This window comes from Neobacillus phoenicis (genome assembly GCF_047302305.1).
Taxonomy (GTDB): Bacteria; Bacillota; Bacilli; order Bacillales; family Cytobacillaceae; genus Neobacillus.
The window spans coordinates 483629-506470 of record NZ_CP154847.1; the positions used below are offsets into that span (position 1 = coordinate 483629).

General features: G+C 38.0%; 18 protein-coding genes, 4 tRNA genes and 1 pseudogene. 20 read left to right on the top strand and 3 right to left on the bottom strand.

Annotation, left to right across the window (positions count from 1 at the left end):
• Window positions 1–5 precede the first annotated feature (5 nt).
• From AA0X95_RS02480 to rlmH, 17 genes are all read left to right on the top strand, one after another.
• Window positions 6–1979 (top strand): DHH family phosphoesterase, encoded by a 1974-nt coding sequence (locus AA0X95_RS02480; RefSeq protein ID WP_413304961.1) that lies wholly within the window; start codon window positions 6–8, stop codon window positions 1977–1979.
• Window positions 1976–2425 (top strand): 50S ribosomal protein L9, encoded by a 450-nt coding sequence (rplI, locus tag AA0X95_RS02485; protein ID WP_413304963.1) that lies wholly within the window; start codon window positions 1976–1978, stop codon window positions 2423–2425. The genes AA0X95_RS02480 and rplI overlap by 4 nt, the downstream gene beginning before the upstream one ends.
• Window positions 2426–2595: 170 nt before the next feature.
• On the top strand, window positions 2596–3948 hold the full coding sequence (gene dnaB / locus AA0X95_RS02490; protein WP_308081688.1) for a replicative DNA helicase: 1353 nt from the start codon (window positions 2596–2598) through the stop codon (window positions 3946–3948).
• 205 nt (window positions 3949–4153) lie between these two features.
• The gene (locus AA0X95_RS02495) at window positions 4154–5446 is read left to right on the top strand and encodes an adenylosuccinate synthase (RefSeq protein ID WP_413304965.1); all 1293 of its coding nucleotides are present in this window, start codon (window positions 4154–4156) and stop codon (window positions 5444–5446) included.
• A gap of 387 nt (window positions 5447–5833) precedes the next feature.
• Window positions 5834–5909, top strand: a tRNA-Lys gene (locus AA0X95_RS02500).
• Between the two features lie 18 nt (window positions 5910–5927).
• Window positions 5928–5999: transfer RNA gene (locus AA0X95_RS02505), tRNA-Glu, on the top strand.
• 65 nt (window positions 6000–6064) lie between these two features.
• Window positions 6065–6141, top strand: a tRNA-Asp gene (locus AA0X95_RS02510).
• A 302-nt stretch (window positions 6142–6443) separates the two neighbouring features.
• Window positions 6444–6516 (top strand) — tRNA-Phe (locus AA0X95_RS02515).
• Between the two features lie 411 nt (window positions 6517–6927).
• Complete coding sequence (locus AA0X95_RS02520) at window positions 6928–8379, top strand: peptidoglycan DD-metalloendopeptidase family protein (RefSeq protein ID WP_413304967.1); 1452 nt, start codon at window positions 6928–6930, stop codon at window positions 8377–8379.
• 384 nt (window positions 8380–8763) lie between these two features.
• Window positions 8764–9474, top strand: coding sequence for a response regulator YycF (gene yycF, locus AA0X95_RS02525; RefSeq protein WP_413304970.1), 711 nt, complete (start codon window positions 8764–8766; stop codon window positions 9472–9474).
• Between the two features lie 8 nt (window positions 9475–9482).
• Window positions 9483–11309 (top strand): cell wall metabolism sensor histidine kinase WalK, encoded by a 1827-nt coding sequence (gene walK / locus AA0X95_RS02530; RefSeq protein ID WP_413309815.1) that lies wholly within the window; start codon window positions 9483–9485, stop codon window positions 11307–11309.
• The gene (locus AA0X95_RS02535; protein ID WP_413304973.1) at window positions 11306–12631 is read left to right on the top strand and encodes a YycH family regulatory protein; all 1326 of its coding nucleotides are present in this window, start codon (window positions 11306–11308) and stop codon (window positions 12629–12631) included. The genes walK and AA0X95_RS02535 overlap by 4 nt, the downstream gene beginning before the upstream one ends.
• Window positions 12618–13415 (top strand): two-component system regulatory protein YycI, encoded by a 798-nt coding sequence (locus AA0X95_RS02540; protein ID WP_413304976.1) that lies wholly within the window; start codon window positions 12618–12620, stop codon window positions 13413–13415. The genes AA0X95_RS02535 and AA0X95_RS02540 overlap by 14 nt, the downstream gene beginning before the upstream one ends.
• Window positions 13416–13421: 6 nt before the next feature.
• Complete coding sequence (locus tag AA0X95_RS02545) at window positions 13422–14216, top strand: MBL fold metallo-hydrolase (RefSeq protein ID WP_413304979.1); 795 nt, start codon at window positions 13422–13424, stop codon at window positions 14214–14216.
• A 178-nt stretch (window positions 14217–14394) separates the two neighbouring features.
• Window positions 14395–15645, top strand: a complete 1251-nt coding sequence (locus tag AA0X95_RS02550) for a S1C family serine protease (RefSeq protein ID WP_413304981.1) — start codon at window positions 14395–14397, stop codon at window positions 15643–15645.
• Between the two features lie 147 nt (window positions 15646–15792).
• Complete coding sequence (locus AA0X95_RS02555; RefSeq protein ID WP_309857273.1) at window positions 15793–15951, top strand: CxxH/CxxC protein; 159 nt, start codon at window positions 15793–15795, stop codon at window positions 15949–15951.
• Window positions 15952–16051: 100 nt separating this feature from the next.
• Window positions 16052–16531: a 23S rRNA (pseudouridine(1915)-N(3))-methyltransferase RlmH gene (gene rlmH / locus AA0X95_RS02560; protein ID WP_413304984.1), complete on the top strand. Its 480-nt coding sequence runs from the start codon at window positions 16052–16054 to the stop codon at window positions 16529–16531.
• Between the two features lie 108 nt (window positions 16532–16639).
• On the opposite strand, the gene AA0X95_RS02565 is transcribed toward rlmH, so the two are convergent.
• From AA0X95_RS02565 to AA0X95_RS02575, 3 genes are all read right to left on the bottom strand, one after another.
• Window positions 16640–17017 (bottom strand): VOC family protein, encoded by a 378-nt coding sequence (locus AA0X95_RS02565; protein WP_413304987.1) that lies wholly within the window; start codon window positions 17015–17017, stop codon window positions 16640–16642.
• 52 nt (window positions 17018–17069) lie between these two features.
• The gene (locus tag AA0X95_RS02570; RefSeq protein WP_413304990.1) at window positions 17070–17933 is read right to left on the bottom strand and encodes a helix-turn-helix domain-containing protein; all 864 of its coding nucleotides are present in this window, start codon (window positions 17931–17933) and stop codon (window positions 17070–17072) included.
• Between the two features lie 269 nt (window positions 17934–18202).
• Entirely contained in the window at window positions 18203–18877 is a 675-nt protein-coding gene (locus AA0X95_RS02575) for a trimeric intracellular cation channel family protein (RefSeq protein ID WP_413304993.1), read from the bottom strand.
• Between the two features lie 374 nt (window positions 18878–19251).
• Between AA0X95_RS02575 and AA0X95_RS02580 the strand changes: the two genes are divergently transcribed.
• The 3 genes and pseudogenes from AA0X95_RS02580 (at window position 19252) to AA0X95_RS02590 (ending at window position 22680) form a co-directional block, all read left to right on the top strand.
• Complete coding sequence (locus AA0X95_RS02580) at window positions 19252–19596, top strand: DUF2294 domain-containing protein (RefSeq protein ID WP_413304995.1); 345 nt, start codon at window positions 19252–19254, stop codon at window positions 19594–19596.
• 385 nt (window positions 19597–19981) lie between these two features.
• Window positions 19982–21008, top strand: a pseudogene (locus AA0X95_RS02585) (acyltransferase).
• Between the two features lie 253 nt (window positions 21009–21261).
• Window positions 21262–22680 (top strand): NAD-dependent succinate-semialdehyde dehydrogenase, encoded by a 1419-nt coding sequence (locus tag AA0X95_RS02590; RefSeq protein ID WP_413304998.1) that lies wholly within the window; start codon window positions 21262–21264, stop codon window positions 22678–22680.
• The last annotated feature ends 162 nt before the right edge of the window (window positions 22681–22842 follow it).

Consider the following 22842-nt stretch of genomic DNA (forward strand, 5'->3'; position numbering starts at 1 on the left):
AAACTTTGCCTGCATTTTTAGAAAAGCGGTCAATCCGTTATCCCTTTTATGGGTTAATTGGCGTTACAGTGGTACTGCTCATTGTCCTGTTATTGTATAACTGGATATTAAGTGTGGCAGGGTTATTATTAATGTTTTTTCCTCTCTACTATATGTTTGTCATTGAGCGGCGCCAAAGAAAGGAAATGGAAGAATACATCTCCACCCTTTCCTACCGAGTTAAAAAGGTTGGCGAAGAGGCGCTTATGGAAATGCCGATTGGAATTATGCTCATTAATGAAGAGTATTTCGTTGAGTGGACTAACCCTTTCTTGGCCTCATGCTTTGATGAGGAAACATTAGTCGGAAGATCGCTTTATGATGTTGCAGATACACTCATCCCATTGATTAAACAGGAAGTGGAAACGGAAATTATTACTCTTCATGAACGGAAATTCCGTGTGATTCATAAACGTGAAGAACGGCTATTATACTTTTTTGATGTTACCGAACAAAAAGAAATTGAAAAAAAGTACCAGGATGATCGGACCGTTATTGGCACCATTTTCTTAGATAATTATGATGATCTGACACAGGGTATGGATGACCAAATGCGTGGGAGTATTAATAATCTCGTGACATCTATCCTAAATAAATGGGCTCAGGATAATGGGATTTTCCTCAAACGGGTATCCTCTGAACGATTTATTGCCGTGTTTAGTGAAGGAATTCTCCATGCTCTTGAAAAGGGTAAATTTACTATTCTTGATGATGTAAGAGAAATGACCTCCAAGCAAAATGTCTCCTTTACCTTAAGTATTGGAGTTGGAACAGGTGTTACTTCTTTACCTGAATTGGGAGCATTAGCACAATCAAGCCTTGACTTAGCTCTCGGCAGAGGCGGCGACCAGGTAGCCATTAAACTGCCAAATGGGAAAGTGAAATTCTTTGGTGGAAAAACAAATCCTGTTGAAAAGAGGACAAGGGTAAGAGCACGTGTCATTTCTCATGCCTTGAGGGATTTAATTACGGCCAGTGATAAAGTGATTGTCATGGGGCATAAAAACCCCGATATGGATTCAATTGGTTCAAGTATTGGCATTTATAAAGTAGCGCAAATGAACCAAAAAGAAGCGTATATTGTGGTCAATACGATGGAATTGGACACCGGTGGCAAAAGGCTGATGGAAGAAATACGCCAAAACGAGCAGTTATATTCACATTTTATTGGTCCAGAGCAAGCATTAGAAATATCTACAGACAAAACCCTTCTTGTGGTTGTGGATACACATAAGCCTGCCTTAGTCATGGAAGAGCGACTGTTAAATAAAATAGACAATGTAGTGGTCATTGACCATCATCGTCGTGGTGAGGACTTTATTGCTAACCCATTGCTTGTTTATATGGAGCCTTATGCATCTTCTACAGCTGAGCTAGTAACAGAGTTTTTGGAATATCAGCCTAAACGAGGTAAAATTGAGATGATCGAGGCTACTGCTCTATTAGCAGGGATTATAGTCGATACAAAGAGTTTCTCCTTACGGACGGGCTCCAGGACGTTTGACGCAGCCTCGTACCTACGGGCACATGGTGCAGATACAGTTCTTGTCCAAAAGCTTTTAAAAGAAGATGTAGATACATATATCAAACGGGCCAAGCTGATTGAATCTGTTTCTTTTTACCGTGATGGAGTGGCCATAGCAAAAGGAAATGAAAATGAACTGAATGACCAAGTCATTATTGCGCAAGCAGCAGATACTTTGTTAACAATGGATGGAGTTCTCGCTTCTTTTGTTATTTCAAAACGAAGCGAAGGTGTTATAGGAATTAGTGCGCGTTCACTAGGAAACATCAATGTCCAAGTGATTATGGAAAGCCTTAAAGGCGGCGGTCACCTTACGAATGCAGCGACCCAGCTTAGTGGTTTAACGATCAACGAAACGGAAGCAAAGTTAAAGCTGGCAATTGATGAATATTTTGAAGGAGTGAAAAAAGAATGAAGGTAATTTTTCTTAAAGATGTAAAAGGAAAAGGTAAAAAAGGTGAAGTGAAAAATGTAGCAGATGGCTATGCACATAACTTTTTAATTAAACAAGGTTTAGCTGTTGAAGCAAATAATGCCAACATCAGCTCTTTAGATGCTCAAAAGAAGAAGCAAGAAAAAGAAGCCGCTGAAGAATTGGCTGAAGCGAAAAAATTAAAAGAAGTATTGGATCAAATTACGGTGGAGTTAACGGCTAAAGCTGGTGAAGGCGGAAGACTCTTTGGTTCTATTACAACAAAGCAAGTAGCAGAAGAATTGCAAAAGAAACATGGAATTAAAATTGATAAGCGTAAAATGGAACTAGCTGATGCCATTCGTACACTTGGCCACACAAAGGTTCCAGTAAAGCTTCACCATGAAGTAACAGCTACATTAACTGTCTCTGTCAAAGAAATAAAATAATACGGGGATAAAATTTGCCAGTGTGATTTGGTATGAAACCATGATAGAATATAAAAGTTATCAATGATGTGATCGGTCCTAACTGGTCACTTTTTTCTTTTTAGGATATGATATAATACTTTTAGACTATTACTTAAAATCATCCTACTAGAATAGGAGGTTTTTTATAAATGAATGATTTATTCGCGGATCGCATGCCGCCACAAAATATAGAGGCCGAACAGGCTGTTTTAGGGGCTATCTTTTTAGAGCCTTCTTCTTTAACTTTGGCATCGGAAATCTTAATTCCTGAAGATTTTTACCGTGCCGCACATCAAAAAATATTCAATGTGATGCTCAACTTAAATGATCAAGGAAAAGCTGTTGACTTGATTACGGTGACGGAGGAGCTGGCTGCAGCCAAGCTTTTAGAAGATACCGGTGGTGTGAGTTATTTAAGTGAGCTTGCTGGTTCTGTACCTACTGCTGCTAATATTGAGTATTATGCGAGAATCGTAGAAGAAAAATCGTTGCTTAGAAGACTGATTCGTACGGCAACGAATATCGCAACTGATGGATATTCGCGTGAGGATGAGGTTGAGGCGCTTTTAAGTGAAGCGGAAAAAAGCATTATGGAAGTTGCCCAGAGAAAAAATGCGGGAGCGTTCCATAATATTAAAGATGTCCTTGTCCGTACGTATGACAATATTGAAGAAATGCACAACCGTGTGGGAGAGATTACGGGGATTTCTACCGGATTTGCTGAGCTAGACAGAATGACAGCCGGGTTCCAGCGAAATGACTTAATTATTGTGGGTGCGCGTCCTTCCGTAGGTAAAACGGCCTTTGCTTTGAATATTGCTTCCAATGTAGCGACAAAGACAGGGGAAAATGTAGCTATTTTCAGTCTTGAGATGGGTGCAGAACAGCTGGTTATGCGTATGCTGTGTTCGGAAGGTAATATTGATGCGCAGAGGCTGCGTACCGGCTCTTTAACGGATGACGACTGGGGCAAGCTGACAATGGCAATGGGTAGTCTATCAAATTCCGGAATTTTTATCGATGATACTCCTGGAGTTAGAATTAGTGATATCCGTTCGAAATGCCGTCGCTTGCAGCAAGAGCATGGGTTAGGTATGATTTTAATTGATTACTTGCAGTTGATTTTAGGAAGCGGTCGATCAGGTGAGAACCGTCAGCAGGAAGTTTCGGAAATTTCCCGTTCCCTTAAGCAGTTAGCCCGTGAACTGAAGGTTCCTGTTATTGCTCTTTCTCAGCTTTCCCGTGGTGTGGAACAGCGTCAAGATAAGCGTCCGATGATGTCCGATATCCGTGAATCAGGAAGTATCGAGCAGGATGCTGATATTGTTGCCTTCTTATATCGTGATGATTACTATGATAAGGAGTCAGAGAATAAGAATATCATTGAAATCATTATTGCTAAGCAGCGTAATGGTCCAACTGGTACTGTAGCGTTGGCCTTTGTTAAGGAATACAATAAGTTCGTCAATCTCGAGACGCGGTATGAGCCGCCTGGTGCATAGATTTTGAAGGTTAGCCATTTCTGGCTAGCCTTTTTTGTTTACAACTTGGAAGATTAATAGAATGATAAAATAATATTTTACGAACATAATATAAAGTTTTATGTAAAATGTTCGTGTTTTATTGATTTTTGTGTGGTAAATTGGTAAACTGTCTGAGGGAATAATAATTATTTACTTGAAAGCAAAAATTACGGAGGTGCCTTTTATGTCATCAGTAGTGGTTGTTGGTACGCAATGGGGAGACGAAGGAAAAGGAAAAATTACTGATTTCCTGTCTGAAAATGCAGAGGTCATTGCACGTTATCAAGGTGGAAACAATGCAGGCCACACCATCAAATTTAATGGAGAAACCTACAAATTACACTTGATTCCATCAGGGATTTTCTATAAAGAAAAAGCATGTGTAATTGGGAATGGTATGGTTGTCGATCCAAAGGCACTGGTTAAAGAACTTGCTTATTTACATGAAAAAGGAATTACAACGGATAATCTTCGCATTAGTAACCGCGCACATGTCATTCTTCCTTATCACCTCAAGCTAGATGAAGTGGAAGAAGAACGCAAAGGTGCTAATAAAATCGGTACAACTAAAAAAGGGATCGGTCCTGCTTACATGGATAAAGCTGCTCGTGTCGGTATTCGTATGGCAGATTTATTAGACCGTGAAATTTTTGAAGAAAAGCTGGAACAAAACCTGGCAGAAAAAAATCGTCTATTTGAACGTATATATGAAACAACCGGCTTTACCAAGGAAGAAATCCTTGATGAGTACTATGAATACGGCCAACAAGTGAAGCATTATGTTTGTGACACATCTGTTGTGTTAAATGATGCTTTAGATGACGGCAAACGTGTTCTTTTTGAAGGCGCACAGGGTGTTATGCTTGATATTGACCAAGGCACATACCCATTCGTTACATCTTCGAATCCTGTTGCTGGCGGAGTAACGATTGGCTCTGGTGTTGGTCCATCTAAAATTACACATGTAGTCGGAGTATGTAAAGCCTATACTTCCCGTGTGGGTGATGGTCCGTTCCCGACTGAATTACATGATGAAATTGGTCACCAAATCCGCGAAGTAGGTCGTGAATATGGTACGACAACAGGACGCCCTCGCCGTGTTGGCTGGTTTGACAGTGTAGTTGTCCGTCATGCGCGCCGTGTCAGTGGATTAACAGACCTTTCACTTAACTCGATTGATGTACTTACAGGTATCGAAACATTGAAAATTTGTACGGCATACCGTTATAAGGATGAGTTAATCACTGAATACCCTGCGAACTTACGAATTTTAGCAGAGTGTGAGCCGGTTTATGAAGAATTACCAGGCTGGACAGAGGATATTACGGGAGTGAAATCATTAGATGAACTGCCTGTGAATGCCCGCCACTATGTAGAGCGTGTAACGCAGTTAACAGGAGTGCCATTAACAACCTTCTCTGTAGGACCTGATCGTAATCAAACAAACGTAGTGAGAAGCCCTTGGAGACAAGTGTAAAACATAATGAGAAGCCCTCAAATTTGAGGGCTTCAATTATTTGAAGGCTCTGTTATAACTGAATGTTTCACTGTGTTTAAAAATAAGCGGAAAAATTCCGTTTAAATTGGGAAATACCCTTATTTCCTTAAAAATAAGGGAAGTTTTTCCGCTTATTTTATCTAAATCCTTGGATTTTGTCTTATTTAGAGCAGATAAGCGGAATATCTCCGCTTATTTCAGCTTCTTAAGCTTCCTCTTTATACAATAGGCGGAATATCTCCGCTTATTAATTCTCATCTTACAATAACAGAGAGTCTATTTAAAAAAACTTTTGAAAAAGTATTGCCTAATGGTTATTATCCGTGCTATTATAAAAAGCGTCGCCACGATACGACAACTTAGTACGAGCCATTAGCTCAGTTGGTAGAGCATCTGACTTTTAATCAGAGGGTCGAAGGTTCGAGTCCTTCATGGCTCACCATTTAAATATTTTTTGTATGGCCCCTTGGTCAAGCGGTTAAGACACCGCCCTTTCACGGCGGTAACACGGGTTCGAATCCCGTAGGGGTCATCGGCATTTGATTGTCAGTAAGTGACTGGCAAGGACGGTTTCCTTGCTGACGATCAATTTATAATGGTCCGGTAGTTCAGTTGGTTAGAATGCCTGCCTGTCACGCAGGAGGTCGCGGGTTCGAGTCCCGTCCGGACCGCCATTTTACATAAAAGTAAAATATGGCTCAGTAGCTCAGTCGGTAGAGCACGATCGAATAAGCTTCTGAGAATCAGCTTCAGCGTACCCATCGAGCTGCTGCTTGAATAAGCTTTCTGAGATGGGGACGAAGGTTTGACCTCAATCAATGTTTAGGGGATTTTATAATATGGCTCAGTAGCTCAGTCGGTAGAGCAGATTGCTCACATCCTGATTACGCTTCTGCGGCAATCTGCGAAAAAGAACGGAAGTTCTTTTGAGCAAAGGACTTTTTTCTAATAAAAGATTAGTGAATCATCTTAATATGGCTCAGTAGCTCAGTCGGTAGAGCAAAGGACTGAAAATCCTTGTGTCGGCGGTTCGATTCCGTCCTGAGCCATCCTAAAAAGAAGTTTGCTTCGGCAGACTTCTTTTTTATTTCCTCGCAGAACACGTTTTGTAACCTTTTTGTAATAAATCTCCCTCTTATTTTACAAACCAGGAATAATTCGCTTGTCCTATTTTATAGAAAGAAATCTATGACTCTAGAACTATTGTAATCCTTGATAATATAGGGATTCTCCCTAATTCCTATTTTAAAATCCAAAGAAAAAACGAGCTAATTTGACTGAATAATTTAAAATAAAAGTAGAAAAATGTCAGCAATTATACATTTTTGTTACATTATATCAACTATTAATCTTTTTAAATCAATCTATGGTAAAGTTAAGAAGGTCTAAAATTCTGGAAAATTCTTTATTAGTCAAAAGTACTAGAGTAAGAGGGTTTTACCGTGGTTTAGGAGGAAAAGATGTTATTTTTTAATAAGATAGCGAAAACAAAAAAGTTTTTACTACTTAAAACGACCGTTATTACTGTATTGGCTGCATCTGTCGTTGCCTTTAGCAATGGACCGGTTGCACTTGCTACTTCATCAAAATTAACCACTATTTATCATGTATATCTGAATGGTGCATATATCGGCAATGTCACTGATAAACATATAGTCGATCAATTAGTAGATGCGGAAGTTTTAACAGCCAAGAAATCGCTCAAGGATGTCACACTGAAATTTGGTCCACAGGTTAAATACATACCTGAACAGGTTTTTCGTGCTTCTGCCGATAATCAAGAAACACTTCAAAATATTAAAAAGTCATTCCAATTGCAAGCAGAGGCATCAGCCATCGTTATTGATGGAAAACCAATTGCTTATTTAGAAAATAAAGAGACTGCCGAAGAAGTCGTCAAGAAATTAAAGCTACAATATGTAACGGAAGAGCAATTAAACGAACTGGAGTCTAGAAAAGCGTCAGCTACTTCTTCTTTACCCGCATTAAAGGAAAATGAAACTCGTTTATTAGATGTTCGATTATCTAAAAATGTTTCAATTGAAACAGAAAACATTGCTCCCGAAAAAATATTGTCTAGTGAGGAAGCCTTAACGTTTTTACAAAAAGGAACGTTAGAGGAAAAGAAATACATTGTTCAAGCGGGCGATGTTCTTGAAACGATTGCTGCGAACCATGGCTTAACTCAGGCTGACATCCTGGCATTAAATCCAGGTCTGACCGCAGAAACTCTTTTGAAGATTGGTCAGGAATTAAATGTTACGGTTCTACAACCGTATGTTGCTGTCATTGTTGATAAAGAAGCTAATCTAAAGGAAGAAATAGCATTTACCAATGAAGTAGTTGAGGATTCAACTATGCCTAAAGGCGAGACCAAGGAAAAGCAAGCAGGACAAAATGGATCACGCTTAGTAAGCTATTTAATATCAGAACAAAATGGCGTTACCATTAAAAAAGATCAGACAAATGAACAAATTATACAGCAGCCAATCAATCATATTGTAATTAAAGGTACGAAAGCAATCCCGTCTCGTGGGGAGGGCTCCTTTGCCTGGCCAACAGTAGGTGGCTATGTATCCAGTAAGCTTGGCTATCGCTGGGGGAAAATGCATAAAGGGATTGATATTGCTAGACCAAGTAACAAGACTATAAAAGCTGCGGATAATGGCGTTGTTGTTTCTGCTGGTTGGGATTCAGGTGGTTATGGAAATAAAGTCATTATCGACCATAAAAATGGATTCCGTACGCTATATGGCCACATGTCATCGATTAATGTAAAAGTAGGGCAAACTGTTTCTAAAGGCACAGGAATAGGAATCATGGGTGCTACAGGAAACGTAACCGGCGTCCACCTTCACTTCGAAGTATATAAAAACGGAAGCTTAGTCAACCCACTTACGTATTTAAAATAATATAAATAGAAGGTCTCTAGTCATTACTAGAGACTTTTGCTTTTTATGGAAAGCCTATGTTGATCTTTAACACCTGTTGATTGGAGCGGAAGGCCCGAAGACTCCTGCGGGAGTACGGGGCTGGGGAGACCCCGCAGGAGCGCAAGCGACGAGGGGGCTCCCCGGCACGCCCGCGGAAAGCGAAGTGCCTGGAGTGGAAATCAACAGACCATGTTAACAAAGCTTAAGAAAAATAATGGGAAGTGGAAAAATATAACATGTCAATCTTGCCAAATGCTAGTTATAGATGAATTTATGCTTATAAAATGGTAAAGTAAAATAGTATAGTTATGACTTTTAACAGCTATGATTGAATAGATATTTGATAAAAAAAGGAGCAATGGTATGGAAAAGAAAATTCTTGTTGTGGATGATGAAAAGCCAATTGCAGATATTTTGCAGTTCAACCTGAAAAAAGAAGGATATGTTGTCTATTGCGCCTATGATGGAAACGAAGCACTCGAATTAGTGGAAGAGATACAGCCAGATCTAATTCTCCTAGATATTATGCTCCCATTAAGAGATGGTATGGAGGTTTGTCGGGAAATTCGTAAAAAATACGAAATGCCGATTATTATGCTAACAGCGAAGGATTCTGAAATCGATAAAGTATTAGGTCTGGAACTAGGTGCAGATGATTACGTAACAAAACCGTTCAGCACAAGGGAATTAATTGCCCGAGTGAAAGCGAATTTACGTAGACATCAACAAGTTTTGGCACAGCCTGATGCCGAAAATGAGTCAAATGAACTTGAAATTGGTTCCCTCGTGATTCATCCAGATGCCTATGTGGTTTCCAAACGCGGTGAGACGATTGAATTAACGCACCGTGAGTTTGAGTTGCTTTATTATTTAGCAAAGCATATTGGGCAAGTCATGACGAGAGAACACCTCCTTCAAACCGTATGGGGCTATGATTATTACGGTGACGTGAGAACGGTTGATGTAACGGTTAGACGTTTGCGTGAAAAAATTGAGGATAGCCCAAGCCATCCAACATGGATCGTTACCCGCCGCGGAGTTGGATATTATTTACGGAATCCTGAACAGGAGTAATATTATTGATGAAAAAGGTTGGTTTTTTTCGGTCAATACACGTAAAATTTGTCATCATTTATGTATTGCTTATATTAGTTGCCATGCAAATTATCGGCGTGTATTTTGTTAAGCAGCTGGAAGAAACGCTGAGAACAAACTTCCAGACATCCTTAAAAGAGCGCGTGAATTTGCTTGCTTATAATATCGTTGAGGAAATGAAAAAGGAACGGTCCCCTGAAGATCCAACTGTCGAAGAAGATATTAAGAAAATCCTCCGAGACTTTGATGCGGGGGATATTTCCGAAGTTCGGGTAATTGAAAACAGGTCACTAAAAATTCTCGGAACATCTAATACAAACAATCAGGGGCTCGTGGGACAACGAACAACAGAGCTTCGAATCAAACAATCCATGGTTATGGAAGAGGATCAAAGTGTCATTCAGATTGACCCTCATACGGGCGACCGAATATGGGTCCTTGCTACCCCTATTAAATCAGGGAAAAAAGTCATTGGGGCCATCTATCTTGTCGCAAAAATAGAAAATGTGTTTGAACAAATGAAGACCATAAATGGTATTTTTGCCACAGGAACAGCTATTGCATTATCAATTACGGCTGTTTTAGGCATTTTATTAGCCCAGACAATTACAAGACCGATTGCCGATATGAAGAAGCAGGCATTAGCCATGGCAAAAGGGAATTTTTCACGGAAAGTAAAGGTATATGGATATGATGAGATTGGAACATTGGCCATTACCTTTAACAACTTGACGAAAAAATTGCAAGAAGCACAAGCCATGACCGAGGGGGAACGTAGAAAGCTTTCGTCTGTTCTTTCTTATATGACAGATGGGGTTATAGCCACCGATCGGAAGGGTCGAGTGATTTTAATCAACGAACCGGCAGCCAAGCTCTTGAATGTTTCACGTGAAACAGTTCTATCCCAACCGATTGTGTCCCTTCTAAACTTAGATGATACGAATACGTTTGAAGACTTACTCGAGGAGAAGGATTCATTAATCCTAGATTACAGTACGAAATCGGAGCGCTATTTCCTTCGTGCGAATTTTTCCGTTATTCAAAAGGAAACCGGGTTTGTGAATGGACTTATTGCCGTTCTACATGATATTACGGACCAGGAAAAAATTGATGCAGAAAGACGAGAATTTGTAGCCAATGTATCACACGAACTAAGAACACCTTTAACCACGATGAGGAGTTACTTGGAAGCCTTAGCTGATGGTGCATGGCAGGATGAAGAAATTGCTCCGAACTTTCTAGAAGTAACCCGAACGGAGACGGAGCGAATGATCCGATTGGTCAATGATTTGTTACAGCTTTCCAAAATGGATAGTACAGATTATCGACTTACCATTGAATGGGTGAATTTTGTGGACTTCTATCACCGAATCATCGATCGATTCGAGATGACCAAGGAGCAAAAGATTACCTTTAAACGAAAGCTTCCTAACCATGCCATTTTTATTGAAATTGATGAGGATAAGATGACACAGGTCTTATATAATATCATTTCGAATGCCTTAAAGTACTCTCCTGAAGGTGGACAAGTGACCTTCTCTATCAAAGAAGAAGAAAATAGAATTATTGTCAGCGTCAAGGACCAAGGCGTGGGAATACCAAAGGATAACATAGGAAAGATTTTTGATCGCTTTTATCGCGTTGATAAAGCAAGGACCCGTAAATTGGGTGGGACAGGCCTGGGTCTAGCCATTGCGAAGGAAATGGTCAATGCTCATGGGGGGGCAATTTGGGCTACTAGTGAGGAAGGAAAAGGAACGACTATTGCGTTTTCCCTTCCATATGAGCGTTCAGAAGAGGATGAATGGTCATGAGATACGAAAATATTAAATCATGGATTTTAACCATATTAGTCTTGATTAGCATTTTACTAACCTGGAACCTTTGGACCTATCAACCTAACTATGACACGATGGAAAATGGAAATACCGTGAAAGAGGTTACGGTAAGTGAAAAACAAGAGGTTCAAAGTATTGTCAGTCCTAACCAGGTTTTATTTCATTTGAAGGGCAAGCACTATGGAACGAACAATCCAGTGGAATTAGACAATATGGTGAAGGAACTAAGAAAATGGTCCTTTTTTGATGTGAAAAATGTGACCGACAAAGTTGGGAATATTAACGATCTATCTCGTAAGGATGGAAATGCTGAAATTATTTATACAGGAGAAATTCCCATTGAACTGTATCGCAGCGTATTAAATATTGAAGGAAAAAAGGTTCCTTCCTTCAATTTTAACCGTATTATCATAGATGTTGATAATAATTCGGAGAAGGACACAGGAAGCGTCTATTTTGTTTCCTCCGAAAATCAACAGGTGTATTTAAGTCGGATCTCTTCCGTTAATTTGAGCGAATTTAATCATGATTTTTACAAAAATGCAACTCGGTATCCTGAGTTTTTTGCCTTTGAAGCATCTGAGAGGCGAACGATTTACCTTCCTGAAGGAAAAACAGAGATGACAACTTATAAATATTTACCGGTAGCTATCAACTCAGAGGAATTCAAAGATGCGCTGTTTAATGATCCAAGTTATGTGCAAAAAAGCTTTATTTCAAATGGGGAAGAATACGCAAATGATTCAAGTAAAATGACGATTAATTATGATACGAGTATGCTTCAATATGTAAACCCTATTCCGGAAGACAATTATATTGATAGCTCTTATGATTTAGTCAAGCGTAGCATCGATTTCGTGAATGAGCATGGCGGGTGGACAGGCCCTTATCGATTTGTTTCTAAAAGTGAATATAAACGTTCCGTTACGTTCCGATTGTACAGTGCTGACGGTTACCCCGTTTATAATGACCGAGGGTTGTCAGAGATATATGAAGAATGGGGACGAGATGAAATAGAAAAGTATGTTCGCTCATTCATATCACTTAATCTACCGTTAACAACTGAAATGAAAAAGTTGACACAACCTTCAGGTCATGAAATAGTGGAGTTTTTACAAAAAAAGCAGAACTTTAAACCAGAGCTTCTTGAGGAATTGATTTTAGGCTATCGAATGGAAAAGGATTCAGAGGAGAATAAATTGATCCTCTTAGAACCTACCTGGTTTTATCGATATGATAAGACGTGGGGGCAAATTACGATGGACGATCTAGGAGGCTCAAAGCATGGATTGGAGTAAAATTAAAACCATTTTTATCATAACCTTCTTGATTTTAGATGTGTATTTGTTATTTCAATTCATGAAAATTCGTGATGCTAATAAGTATGAAATCAAAACGGAAGCATCCTTTGAAGAACGATTAAAGACCGACGAGATAAAGTATGTAGAGCTTCCGAAGGAACCAGTAAAGAGTCAGTATCTAAGCGCTAAGCCGAAGATTTTTACGAAAGGGGATTTGGCCAAGCTAAAAGGACAAACGCCCGCCTTAATAGAGCCTGGGACGACCCTGCAAGCTACACTTGAAAAGCCTGTGCAGCTTAGTTCTAAGTTTGAACCAGCAGAGCTTGCTACCTTTTTAAAGGAAAATATCCTCTACGGTGAGCATTATCAATTTGGGGAGAAAAACGACAAAAAAAATACGATTATTTATTATCAACAATATGATAATTTCCCCTTATTTAAAAATAGGAATGGGATGATTACCTTTACAATTAATACGGATCATCAAATTGTCTCTTATCAACAAACCTATCTTGAAGGAATTGAAAAGCTTATGGGGAAGGAAGAGATTCTTACTCCATTAAAAGCAATTGAAACCCTCCATTCTAAAGGGAATTTAAAACCGAAAAGTAAAATTACTAAGGTTGAGCTTGGATATTCGACACTCGTTCAGTTGGCGGCATCACAAGTGTTAGCACCGACCTGGCATTTTGTTGTTGATGATAAGGAAAGCCTGTTTGTGAATGCATTTGAAGGTCAGATTATTGAATTTAACAGCGATGAAAATAGTAAAGTGGAGTGAAGTAGCATGTCTTTACGATATAGCATTCTGGCAAGCGGCAGTACAGGGAATGCCCTCTATGTGGAATCAGATGAGCATTCCTTCCTTGTTGACGCTGGATTCAGTGGGAAGCAAATGGAGTCTTTATTTGCGCAAATTGACCGTGATATTAGTAAGCTTTCCGGCATTTTTGTCACCCATGAACACAGTGATCATATTAAAGGCATTGGTATTCTTGCACGTAAGTACCATTTACCCGTATTTGCAAATGAAAAAACCTGGCGTGCAATGGAAAGCTCTGTAGGAGCAATCCCAACGGAGCAAAAGTTTGTTTTTGATATGGAAACAGTTAAGAGTTTTGGCGGGACGGATATAGAATCATTTGGCGTCTCACATGACGCAGCTGAACCGATGTTTTATGTGTTCCATCATTCAGGAAAAAAACTGGTCCTAATTACGGATACAGGTTATGTCAGCGACCGCATGAAGGGGATCATCTCTAACGCCGATGTGTATATTTTTGAATCCAATCACGATGTGCAAATGTTAAGGATGGGAAGATATCCTTGGAACATTAAGCGGAGAATTCTAAGCGATGTGGGGCATGTGTCCAATGAAGATGCAGCTCTTGCGATGAGTGATGTGGTGGGCGACCAAACGAAGCGTGTGTATCTCGCCCATTTAAGTCTAGATAATAACATGAAAGACCTAGCCAAGATGGCCGTCTCTCAAACGTTGGAAAGTCGCGGACTGATTGTTGGAGAACAATTTGACCTCTATGACACAGATCCAAAAACACCAACCATATTAACAGCAGTATAAGTTTTAAAAGAAGTTGCTATTCTAGCAGCTTCTTTTTTATGAAAAAATTATGAACAAAGTCGTAAGTTTTTCTTAAATTTAAGCCGATTTTTAGAAATTTAAGGAAGAACGAGTATAATTGTTATTATAAGCCAAAATAGTAATTAGCAATCTTTTCGAAAGAGAGGAATGGTGTAAATTGGGTTATTATGACGATCATTCACAAGGACGCTATCGGGAACAAAAAGGAAAAAAAAGCGGGATCTTTCTCGCTAGTTTAGTTGGTGCAATACTTGGTGCGATTTTAGTTATCATTGCCATTCCAGCCTTGTCTAATCAAGGTGTTCTGCCTTATGAGATTAATCCAGCTCAAAATGCAGGAACAGAAAATAACAACACGAATACAAATCAGCAAAATAATATCGTTCAAAGGCAAGTTGCATATGACGTCAATACAAATACCACAAAAGCAGTTGATATAGCAGCAGATGCAGTGGTTGGAATTAACAACATTCAGTCAACCAGCTTCTGGTCAGACAATGGGAATGGGAATAATTCAGAGGAAGCTGCAGGAACCGGATCAGGTGTTATTTATAAAAAAGAAGGCAATCAAGCCTTTGTCGTGACGAATCATCACGTTGTAGAAGGAGCCACAAAACTCGAGGTAAGTATGGCGGACGGAACAAAAATCCCGGCTAAACTGCTTGGAAGTGATGTTTGGACAGACTTAGCGGTGCTTGAAATAGATGCCAGCAAAATAAAAAAGATTGCTGAATTTGGAGATTCAGATAGCTTAAAAATGGGTGAACCTGTTATTGCTATTGGAAATCCGTTAGGGGCAACGTTTTCTGGATCTGTGACACAAGGGATTATTTCAGGGATTAAACGAACCATTCCGGTAGATATCAATCAAGATGGCATTATCGATTGGCAGTCAGAGGTTCTGCAGACAGATGCAGCGATTAACCCAGGTAATAGCGGTGGGGCCTTGATTAATATTGCAGGCCAAGTCATTGGCATTAATTCAATGAAAATATCTCAAGAAGCCGTTGAAGGAATTGGTTTGTCGATTCCAATTAACTCAGCTAAGCCGATTATTAATGACCTTGAGAAATTTGGTTCGGTTAAACGTCCATATATGGGCGTAGATTTAAAGTCAGTATCTGAGATTCCAGCCTATTATCAAGAAGAGGCATTAAAGCTTCCACGGGATGTAAATTACGGAGTAGCTCTTCGTCAGGTGGTACCGAATTCTCCTGCCTCCTTAGCTGGTTTAAAAGAACTGGATGTAATCGTGGAAATGGATGGGCAAAAAATAAATGACGTTATCGATCTTCGTAAACACTTGTATCAGAAAAAGAAGATTGGCGAGAAAATGAGGATTAAATATTATCGAGATGGTCAGTTAAAGGAGACAACTTTAACGTTATCTGGAGAAAAACTACAATAATAGAAGCAGGCAGGTGGTAGATTCACCTGTCTGTTTTTTATTTTCTTATGTTATGATGGATAAGTTATTTAAGTAGCTGTATGACGACTACTTATAAAGTTAACAATAGGAATAATAGATTGATTCGGTTTAGGAAGGTGAAGAGAAATGATTTATTGCTGTGAGGAACATGTAGATGTTGCTCTAGATACAGTTGTGGACGAATACGAAACTTTTCCGGTATTAACAAAAATTGATGTGGATAACTTATCAACAAGTTGTGAATACTGCCAAAATACAGCTGTATATATGGTAGCGAACAAGTGATTCCATACAATATGTGGACAAAAAATGTGGATATGTGGATAACTTCTGTGGATATGTTGTTTGTAAACTGTTTGTAATATAAATAAAAGGGTTGTGGATTGTGAATATCTCGATCATTACGGTTGGTAAATTAAAAGAAAAATATTTGAAACTTGGGATTGAGGAATATGTAAAGCGATTGTCTGCCTATGCGAAGATAGAAGTAGTCGAAGTGGCTGATGAAAAAGCACCAGAGGAATTAAGTGAGCTAGAGATGAAGCAGGTTAAGCAAAAAGAGGGAGAAAGAATTCTTGCTAAAATCAGTGCAGATACATATGTGATTGCTTTAGCAATCCAAGGGAAATTGCAATCATCGGAAGAGCTTGCGGATACATTAGATAAATTAGCGACGTACGGAAAAAGCAAGATTGCTTTTGTGATTGGTGGATCGTTAGGGTTAAGTGAGGAAGTGTTGAAAAGGTCGAACGAGCAGCTATCCTTTTCCCGGATGACCTTCCCGCATCAGCTTATGCGATTGATATTGGTGGAACAGATCTACCGAGCTTTTCGTATTAATCGGAATGAACCGTATCACAAATAGTGGTAAAGCAGAGAGTGGAAGTAACTCTGGATAAAGATTTCTTAAAAAGGCTAATTTAAATTGAAGAAGGAGACCGTTGGTTATTTAAACGGTCTCCTTTTGGTTTTCTTAAACTTGTACTTCACTCATAAATGCATGAGTATTATCTTCTGTATCTTTAAAAAATACCATCCATGTTTCTGTTTGTCCCATTTTCGCTACAGCATGTGGTTCATCAATAAAGATAACTTCTTTACCTACTAAGCGCTCATAAGTATCATTAATATTAGTTACTTGAAAATAAATAACTGAACTTGAATGAGCGAATTCATCTTTTTCTGGTAGTGATAACATTAGTCGCAACCCATCACATTCAAAGAAAGCCATACTATCAGTGTTAAATAAAAGGGAGAGACCTAATTTCTCTTTATAAAAATCTAATGCTCTATTCAAGTCTTTGACAGGTACACCAATCTGTCCAACCTTTTGAACCATTGTTGTTTCCATAAAACATTTCTCCTTTCAAATATCTATTCAAGATAAGCATAAATAATTTCCTCTAATTTTTCTTATCCAATATCACCTTTTTTCGATATTCTATAGGAGATATACCAACATGCTGTTTAAACATTTTACTAAAGGACACAGGGTTTTGAAATCCAAGTTCAAAGGTTATATCAGTCATATTTTTATCTACTTTTGATAATAGTTGCTTTGCTTTTTGTATTCTAAATTCTGAAATATGCTGATGGGGTGATCTACCGTATATTTGATTGTAAGTTCTTAATAAATGGTTAGGTGATAAACAAGCAACTTTAGCAACTTCTTCTAGTTTTATTGGTTGATTAAAATAAGATCTAATATAATCGTGTGCTATACTTACTCTTCTATATAATTCTTCACGTGTAGAATTGCGAATTGCATGTAATGATTCTATTTCTGTATATGTATTTAAGTGTTCATTTAAAATGGAATACATTATCTTATGAAATTGTTCCTCATAACCAACGGAATCAATATCTAGACTAGGTAATATCTGCTTGAAATTTTCTAGTTGAGAAGATAAAATACTATTTTTATGATAGGTTTTTTCAAAAAAGCCAATAGAACTTGTATCCTTAAACGGATCGCTTAGAAGACGATCATTTGTTTCTTTTAAGGAATGAAGGACTTCTTCTGCAAACCCATCTTTAAAGAAAAGACAAAAGGATTCTACAACTTTAGGTTCATCAATTGAAATTGTGTATGCACCTTCATTGAGGAGTAGGTATCTACTCTCTTCAACAGCAAAAAAGCCTTTGTTAGTTTTATAATGGGCTTTACCATTAAAGAATGTTTTAATGGACAGTTGACCATTTCCTTCCCAGTAAAACTGTTCACTTTTTGCATGCAACACGAAATTGGTAGATTCATTTTTTGTCATAATACGATCTCCATAATAGATAACTTATTTTTCCATAGTAATATTATACATAATAATAGAATTTTAAGTATGTTCATATATATTACCAATAAATTTGGATGAACCTTATCATAAATAGAGGCAGTTTTTTACATTAATTTTCTTGAACCATATCATAAGTAAGTGAGGTTATTAAGTAAAAAAATGTAGTCGGATAAATCTTCTTTAGTACGTTATTATAGCCCCGTAGGATGACTACGGGGCCTAATTTTTTTATGGTTTTTAAATCTTTATTTGCTTTTTTCATAGATTGGCTTTTCTATGGATTTCCTACCTAAAGAAATCCGTATCTGTGTTTTACTACCCTTTTTATGATTGCAGGGCAGATGGAGCCGCCACTGATAGCGAATAGCAGACATGCGTAAAGCTATAACAATAAGGACAATCAGCGTCAACTGAATGGGGGTGCTCCAACCCAGCCAAATACATATGGCACATAAAATCGTTAAAATTGCATGAATTTCTTCCTTTAAAGCAAGGGGTTTTCGGGCCGCAATGATGTCACGAATCATCCCCCCTCCAACGCCGGTAAACATCGACGCCAAGACCATTACACCCAAATCATTAGAAAAATTCTCTTGGGCTGACATTGCTCCTTGAAGAGCGAAGGAAGCAAGACCAATGGAATCAAAGAATAAACTCCACCGCTTCCAATGATTAATCCACTTTAGCGGTAATAATACGATGACTGTCAGCGTCAGTAAAACCGTTAAAATGGTGGAATGATCCCAAAGCTCTGATACCGGGACACCGATAATCAAATTTCGTATGATCCCTCCCCCAAAGGCTGTGGTTAAACCCAATGCGTAAACTCCAACAAAGGAATATTCTACTTCAAGGGCCACAAAAGCCCCGCTTGCTGCATATGAAATAATTCCGATAAAATGAAGGACGATCCAAGACATTCTTTTAAAAAACCTCCTGATATAAATAATTTATTTTCCTAATCTCTTCAGACGCAAATACGAACGTTGGAAAATACCTTGCAAGAGAGAAAAAATTTTAAACAAAAAACTCCACCACAAGAAATCGTCTCTCAGACGACATTTTGTGGTGGAGTAATCAATTAGCATTGCCTACTAATAAATCATTCCATTGGTAATAATAAATAGAGTTCTAACAATAGTTTTATTAGGACTCCATCATTAAATTTGTCTAAATTTTGTCCAACTGCATTGATTATACTCCTCTCAAACAGAAAAACAAGACAAATTTAGGTTTGGTTGAATTTTTTGTAGACTTTGTAGTATATAGTTTCGAGTTGTTAGGAGGAGAGCGCATGGGGAAAAAGGAAACAGCGTTTAATGATATTGTTCGGAAAATGAGGAAAGAGATTTTTGGAAAGGGGCCGGAGCGAGTTTTTACTCACTTCGTGGATAATATGGCTATCACAACCATGTATGGTATTCTAACTCCAACAGAAAAATTTATTGCACAATCTCAAGAGGGTAAAAAAGTAATTCATACTGCCCGAACCGAAATGATTCGGGATATATATAAGCAGAAAATACCTGAAGGAATGGAGGAAATCGTAGGTTCAAAGCTGCTCCATTTATTTTCGGATGCAAAGATTGAAGAGGATATGGCTGTATCTGTATTTATTTTTGAAAAAACGATTGAGTAATAACCAAGAGGATCTTTTGCAAATAAAATAGAGTATTATTCAAAACGCCTCTATTTGATATCATTATTAATGATAGCGAATTGTGATTTATCTCACAAAAATTGGTTTTGATCATTACCTGCAATTAAGGGACTGGCCCTTTTCAAACCATGATTAAAATAAATTATCCTGAGCAATTCAAACATTCAGGATAATTTTTTATAATTATATTTTCAACTTTCGCAGAGTGAAATCGGTAAATCGATATGAAATTGATTCGGTTTATGATATAATCCCGAAGGTTATTATTTACAATCTTTGCTATCGAAATTTTAATTTATAATAGTTAATTTTAGTTTTCACTATTTATTGAGTTATTCAAAGTTAGAAGAGTATAAATGAATGAATGAATAGACTATTATATTTGGATTGGCTACGGGTGTGCGCGACGATTTGTGTGGTTATTATTCATGTATGTGCTGCTGGTTATGTAACAACGCTACAACCAGATAGGGAAACGACTTGGTTTATAGGGAACTTTTTTGAAACCGTTTCACGTTGGGCTGTCCCAGGATTTGTTATGATTAGTGGTGCTCTGTTATTGAAAGATCAATGAGAAATGTCGTATTGGGATTTTTTAAAAAAGTGTGCGAGTAAAGTAATAATTCCTTTTGTGGGATGGAGAGTTTTATTTTATGCCTACGGAGCATATAGTGGTTATTTCCCACTATCAATTAAAAATGCTATAAAGCTTTTTATAAATAATGGTATAACCTATCACTTTTGGTTTTTTTATATGATTATTGGATTATATCTAATTACTCTCTATTAAGGGTGTTTGTGAAGCATGCTCAAAAGCATCATATAGAATCCTTTTTAATCCTGTGGTTATACACATCAGTAATTTCAGGATTGTCAAACTTTTTGATTGGTATGAAATTTTCTTTGGAACTAGAACATGTAACTGGTTATGTTGGTATTTCCTACTCGGGTATTAGCTTAGCAATTTTGAAATCAAAAAGTTTTGGAGAATACTTTCATATTTTGGATTATGTATTGGTATGCTTTCATTATTCTTTTTAACTTACTATTACACATTGGAAAATGGGGGAAAACTAAGCCAGTATTGGTATGAGTACTTTTCACCATCTGTATTCCTTTTCTCAGCTGGTCTGTTTATATTATTTCGATATAATTTTAATAAGTTATCTCTACCAATAGTATTTTCAGCGATAAATAAAGCTAGTTTAGGAATATATATTGTTCATTATTGGTTACTGAATAATTATTTATGGAGGGTATTCCCACAAGTTAACGCTAATTTCCATCAAGTATTGGTTATTCCAATAAATATTACAATTACTTTTGTTCTAAGTGCGTTAATTACAATAGTTTTACAACGTATTCCAATTGTGAAAAAATTGGTACCTTAATTAGCGGTAAAGCAATTTTAGACTGAATGCTATTTAGAGGAGTGAGATGACCGATCTTGTTCCTCTATTTTTTTGCTCTAGTGGAGGAATTTTTATCCTTTTTACAGAAGTAATTAAAATTAGCAAAAGAATGAAAAATTAAATGAAGGCCACCTAGTGAGAAGTATAGAGGAAGCAGTTCTCAAACAATTAAAACAACGAATTCAATAAGCTATATTTAGAAATGATCAAAAAAAAAAAGGGATGAATCAAAGTGGAAAAATACTTAATGTATTGCAATGGTGAATGGATTGGCAATGAGCTTCCAGTGATTGAAGTAAATAATCCAGCAACGAACGAGGTTATTGCAACGGTTCCTCTCGGAGGAAAAAACGAAGCTTCACTTGCTGTTGATGCAGCAAATGAAGCTTTTCCCGAATGGGCAGCACTGTCTGCCTATGAACGAAGTGATTATATTCGTGCTTGGTATGAACTCATTAAAGAAAATGAAATGGAACTTGCGAGAACGATGACTATCGAACAAGGAAAGCCATTAAAGGAAGCGCTTGGTGAGGTCCAATATGCGAATGGATTTCTTGCCTGGTATGCGGAAGAAGGTAAACGAATTTACGGAGAGACTATTCCAGCAACCCAGCGCAATAAGCGTTTATTTGTACTAAAGCAACCGGTGGGTGTGGTAGCAGCCATTACACCATGGAATTTTCCAGCTGCAATGATTACCCGTAAGGTGGCACCTGCATTGGCAGCCGGTTGTACGGTTGTGGTAAAGCCGGCAGAGCAAACGCCCCTTACTGCTTTAAAGCTTGCTGAACTAGCTGAAAAAGCAGGGATTCCAAAGGGAGTTATGAATGTCATTACAGGGGATGCAAAGGAAATTGGAGCGGTTTTACTAGAAGATAACCGTGTACGTAAGCTTACTTTTACAGGATCAACAGAAGTAGGAAAACTCCTAATGCGCGGCTCGGCTGAAACAGTGAAGAAAATCTCACTTGAACTAGGTGGACATGCTCCTGTCATCATTACAAAAAATGCCGATATGGATAAGGCGGTAAATGGTGTGATTGCGGCGAAGTTCCGTAACGCAGGGCAAACCTGTGTATGCTCGAATAGAATTTATGTTCATGAGGATCGTCGTGAGGAGTTCACACAAAGGTTTACAGCGAAAGTAAAGGAATTACGAATCGGAAATGGGCTGGATGAGGGGATTGAAATTGGTCCACTTATTGATGAAGCTGCTATTGCAAAAGTAGAAAAGCACGTAAATGATGCGGTTGAAAAAGGAGCAAAGCTAGAGACAGGCGGAAAAATAGCAAACGGTCTTTTCTTTGAGCCCACTGTTCTTTCAGATGTAAACGATAATATGCTTTGCATGACGGAGGAGACCTTTGGTCCGTTGGCACCTGTTACTACTTTTACAAATGAAAAAGAAGTAATTTTGCGTGCTAATAACTCAATTTTTGGTCTGGCGGCTTATGTATTCTCAGAAAATATTTCTGAAGCCATTCGGATTGCGGAAGGATTAGAATATGGCATTATTGGTCTCAACGATGGTTTACCATCCACACCGCAAGCCCCATTTGGTGGATTTAAACAAAGTGGCCTTGGTCGTGAGGGCGGACATCATGGGATTGAAGAGTACTTAGAAGTAAAATATATTTCGTTAGGCCTATAAAGATATTATCGTTGTTCGTGGTAATTAGTTAGGTCAAGTAAATGTTGTAAATTTAAGTATATTATTATTCTGAACCCCTTTCATGTGGGTTCTTTTTTTTGTGGTACTAACTTACTAATTAAAATGTTGAATTTGTGGTTATTAAATAGGTAAAAAGTATGG

What these genes read in the sequence shown, in the direction of transcription:
- rplI (WP_413304963.1), top strand. Translation starts at nt 1,976, where the DNA reads ATGAAGGTAATTTTTCTTAAAGATGTAAAAGGAAAAGGTAAAAAAGGT.
- dnaB (WP_308081688.1), top strand. Translation starts at nt 2,596, where the DNA reads ATGAATGATTTATTCGCGGATCGCATGCCGCCACAAAATATAGAGGCC.
- AA0X95_RS02495 (WP_413304965.1), top strand. Translation starts at nt 4,154, where the DNA reads ATGTCATCAGTAGTGGTTGTTGGTACGCAATGGGGAGACGAAGGAAAA.
- AA0X95_RS02520 (WP_413304967.1), top strand. Translation starts at nt 6,928, where the DNA reads ATGTTATTTTTTAATAAGATAGCGAAAACAAAAAAGTTTTTACTACTT.
- yycF (WP_413304970.1), top strand. Translation starts at nt 8,764, where the DNA reads ATGGAAAAGAAAATTCTTGTTGTGGATGATGAAAAGCCAATTGCAGAT.
- walK (WP_413309815.1), top strand. Translation starts at nt 9,483, where the DNA reads ATGAAAAAGGTTGGTTTTTTTCGGTCAATACACGTAAAATTTGTCATC.
- AA0X95_RS02535 (WP_413304973.1), top strand. Translation starts at nt 11,306, where the DNA reads ATGAGATACGAAAATATTAAATCATGGATTTTAACCATATTAGTCTTG.
- AA0X95_RS02540 (WP_413304976.1), top strand. Translation starts at nt 12,618, where the DNA reads ATGGATTGGAGTAAAATTAAAACCATTTTTATCATAACCTTCTTGATT.
- AA0X95_RS02545 (WP_413304979.1), top strand. Translation starts at nt 13,422, where the DNA reads ATGTCTTTACGATATAGCATTCTGGCAAGCGGCAGTACAGGGAATGCC.
- AA0X95_RS02555 (WP_309857273.1), top strand. Translation starts at nt 15,793, where the DNA reads ATGATTTATTGCTGTGAGGAACATGTAGATGTTGCTCTAGATACAGTT.
- AA0X95_RS02565 (WP_413304987.1), bottom strand. Translation starts at nt 17,017, where the DNA reads ATGGAAACAACAATGGTTCAAAAGGTTGGACAGATTGGTGTACCTGTC.
- AA0X95_RS02570 (WP_413304990.1), bottom strand. Translation starts at nt 17,933, where the DNA reads ATGACAAAAAATGAATCTACCAATTTCGTGTTGCATGCAAAAAGTGAA.
- AA0X95_RS02575 (WP_413304993.1), bottom strand. Translation starts at nt 18,877, where the DNA reads ATGTCTTGGATCGTCCTTCATTTTATCGGAATTATTTCATATGCAGCA.
- AA0X95_RS02580 (WP_413304995.1), top strand. Translation starts at nt 19,252, where the DNA reads ATGGGGAAAAAGGAAACAGCGTTTAATGATATTGTTCGGAAAATGAGG.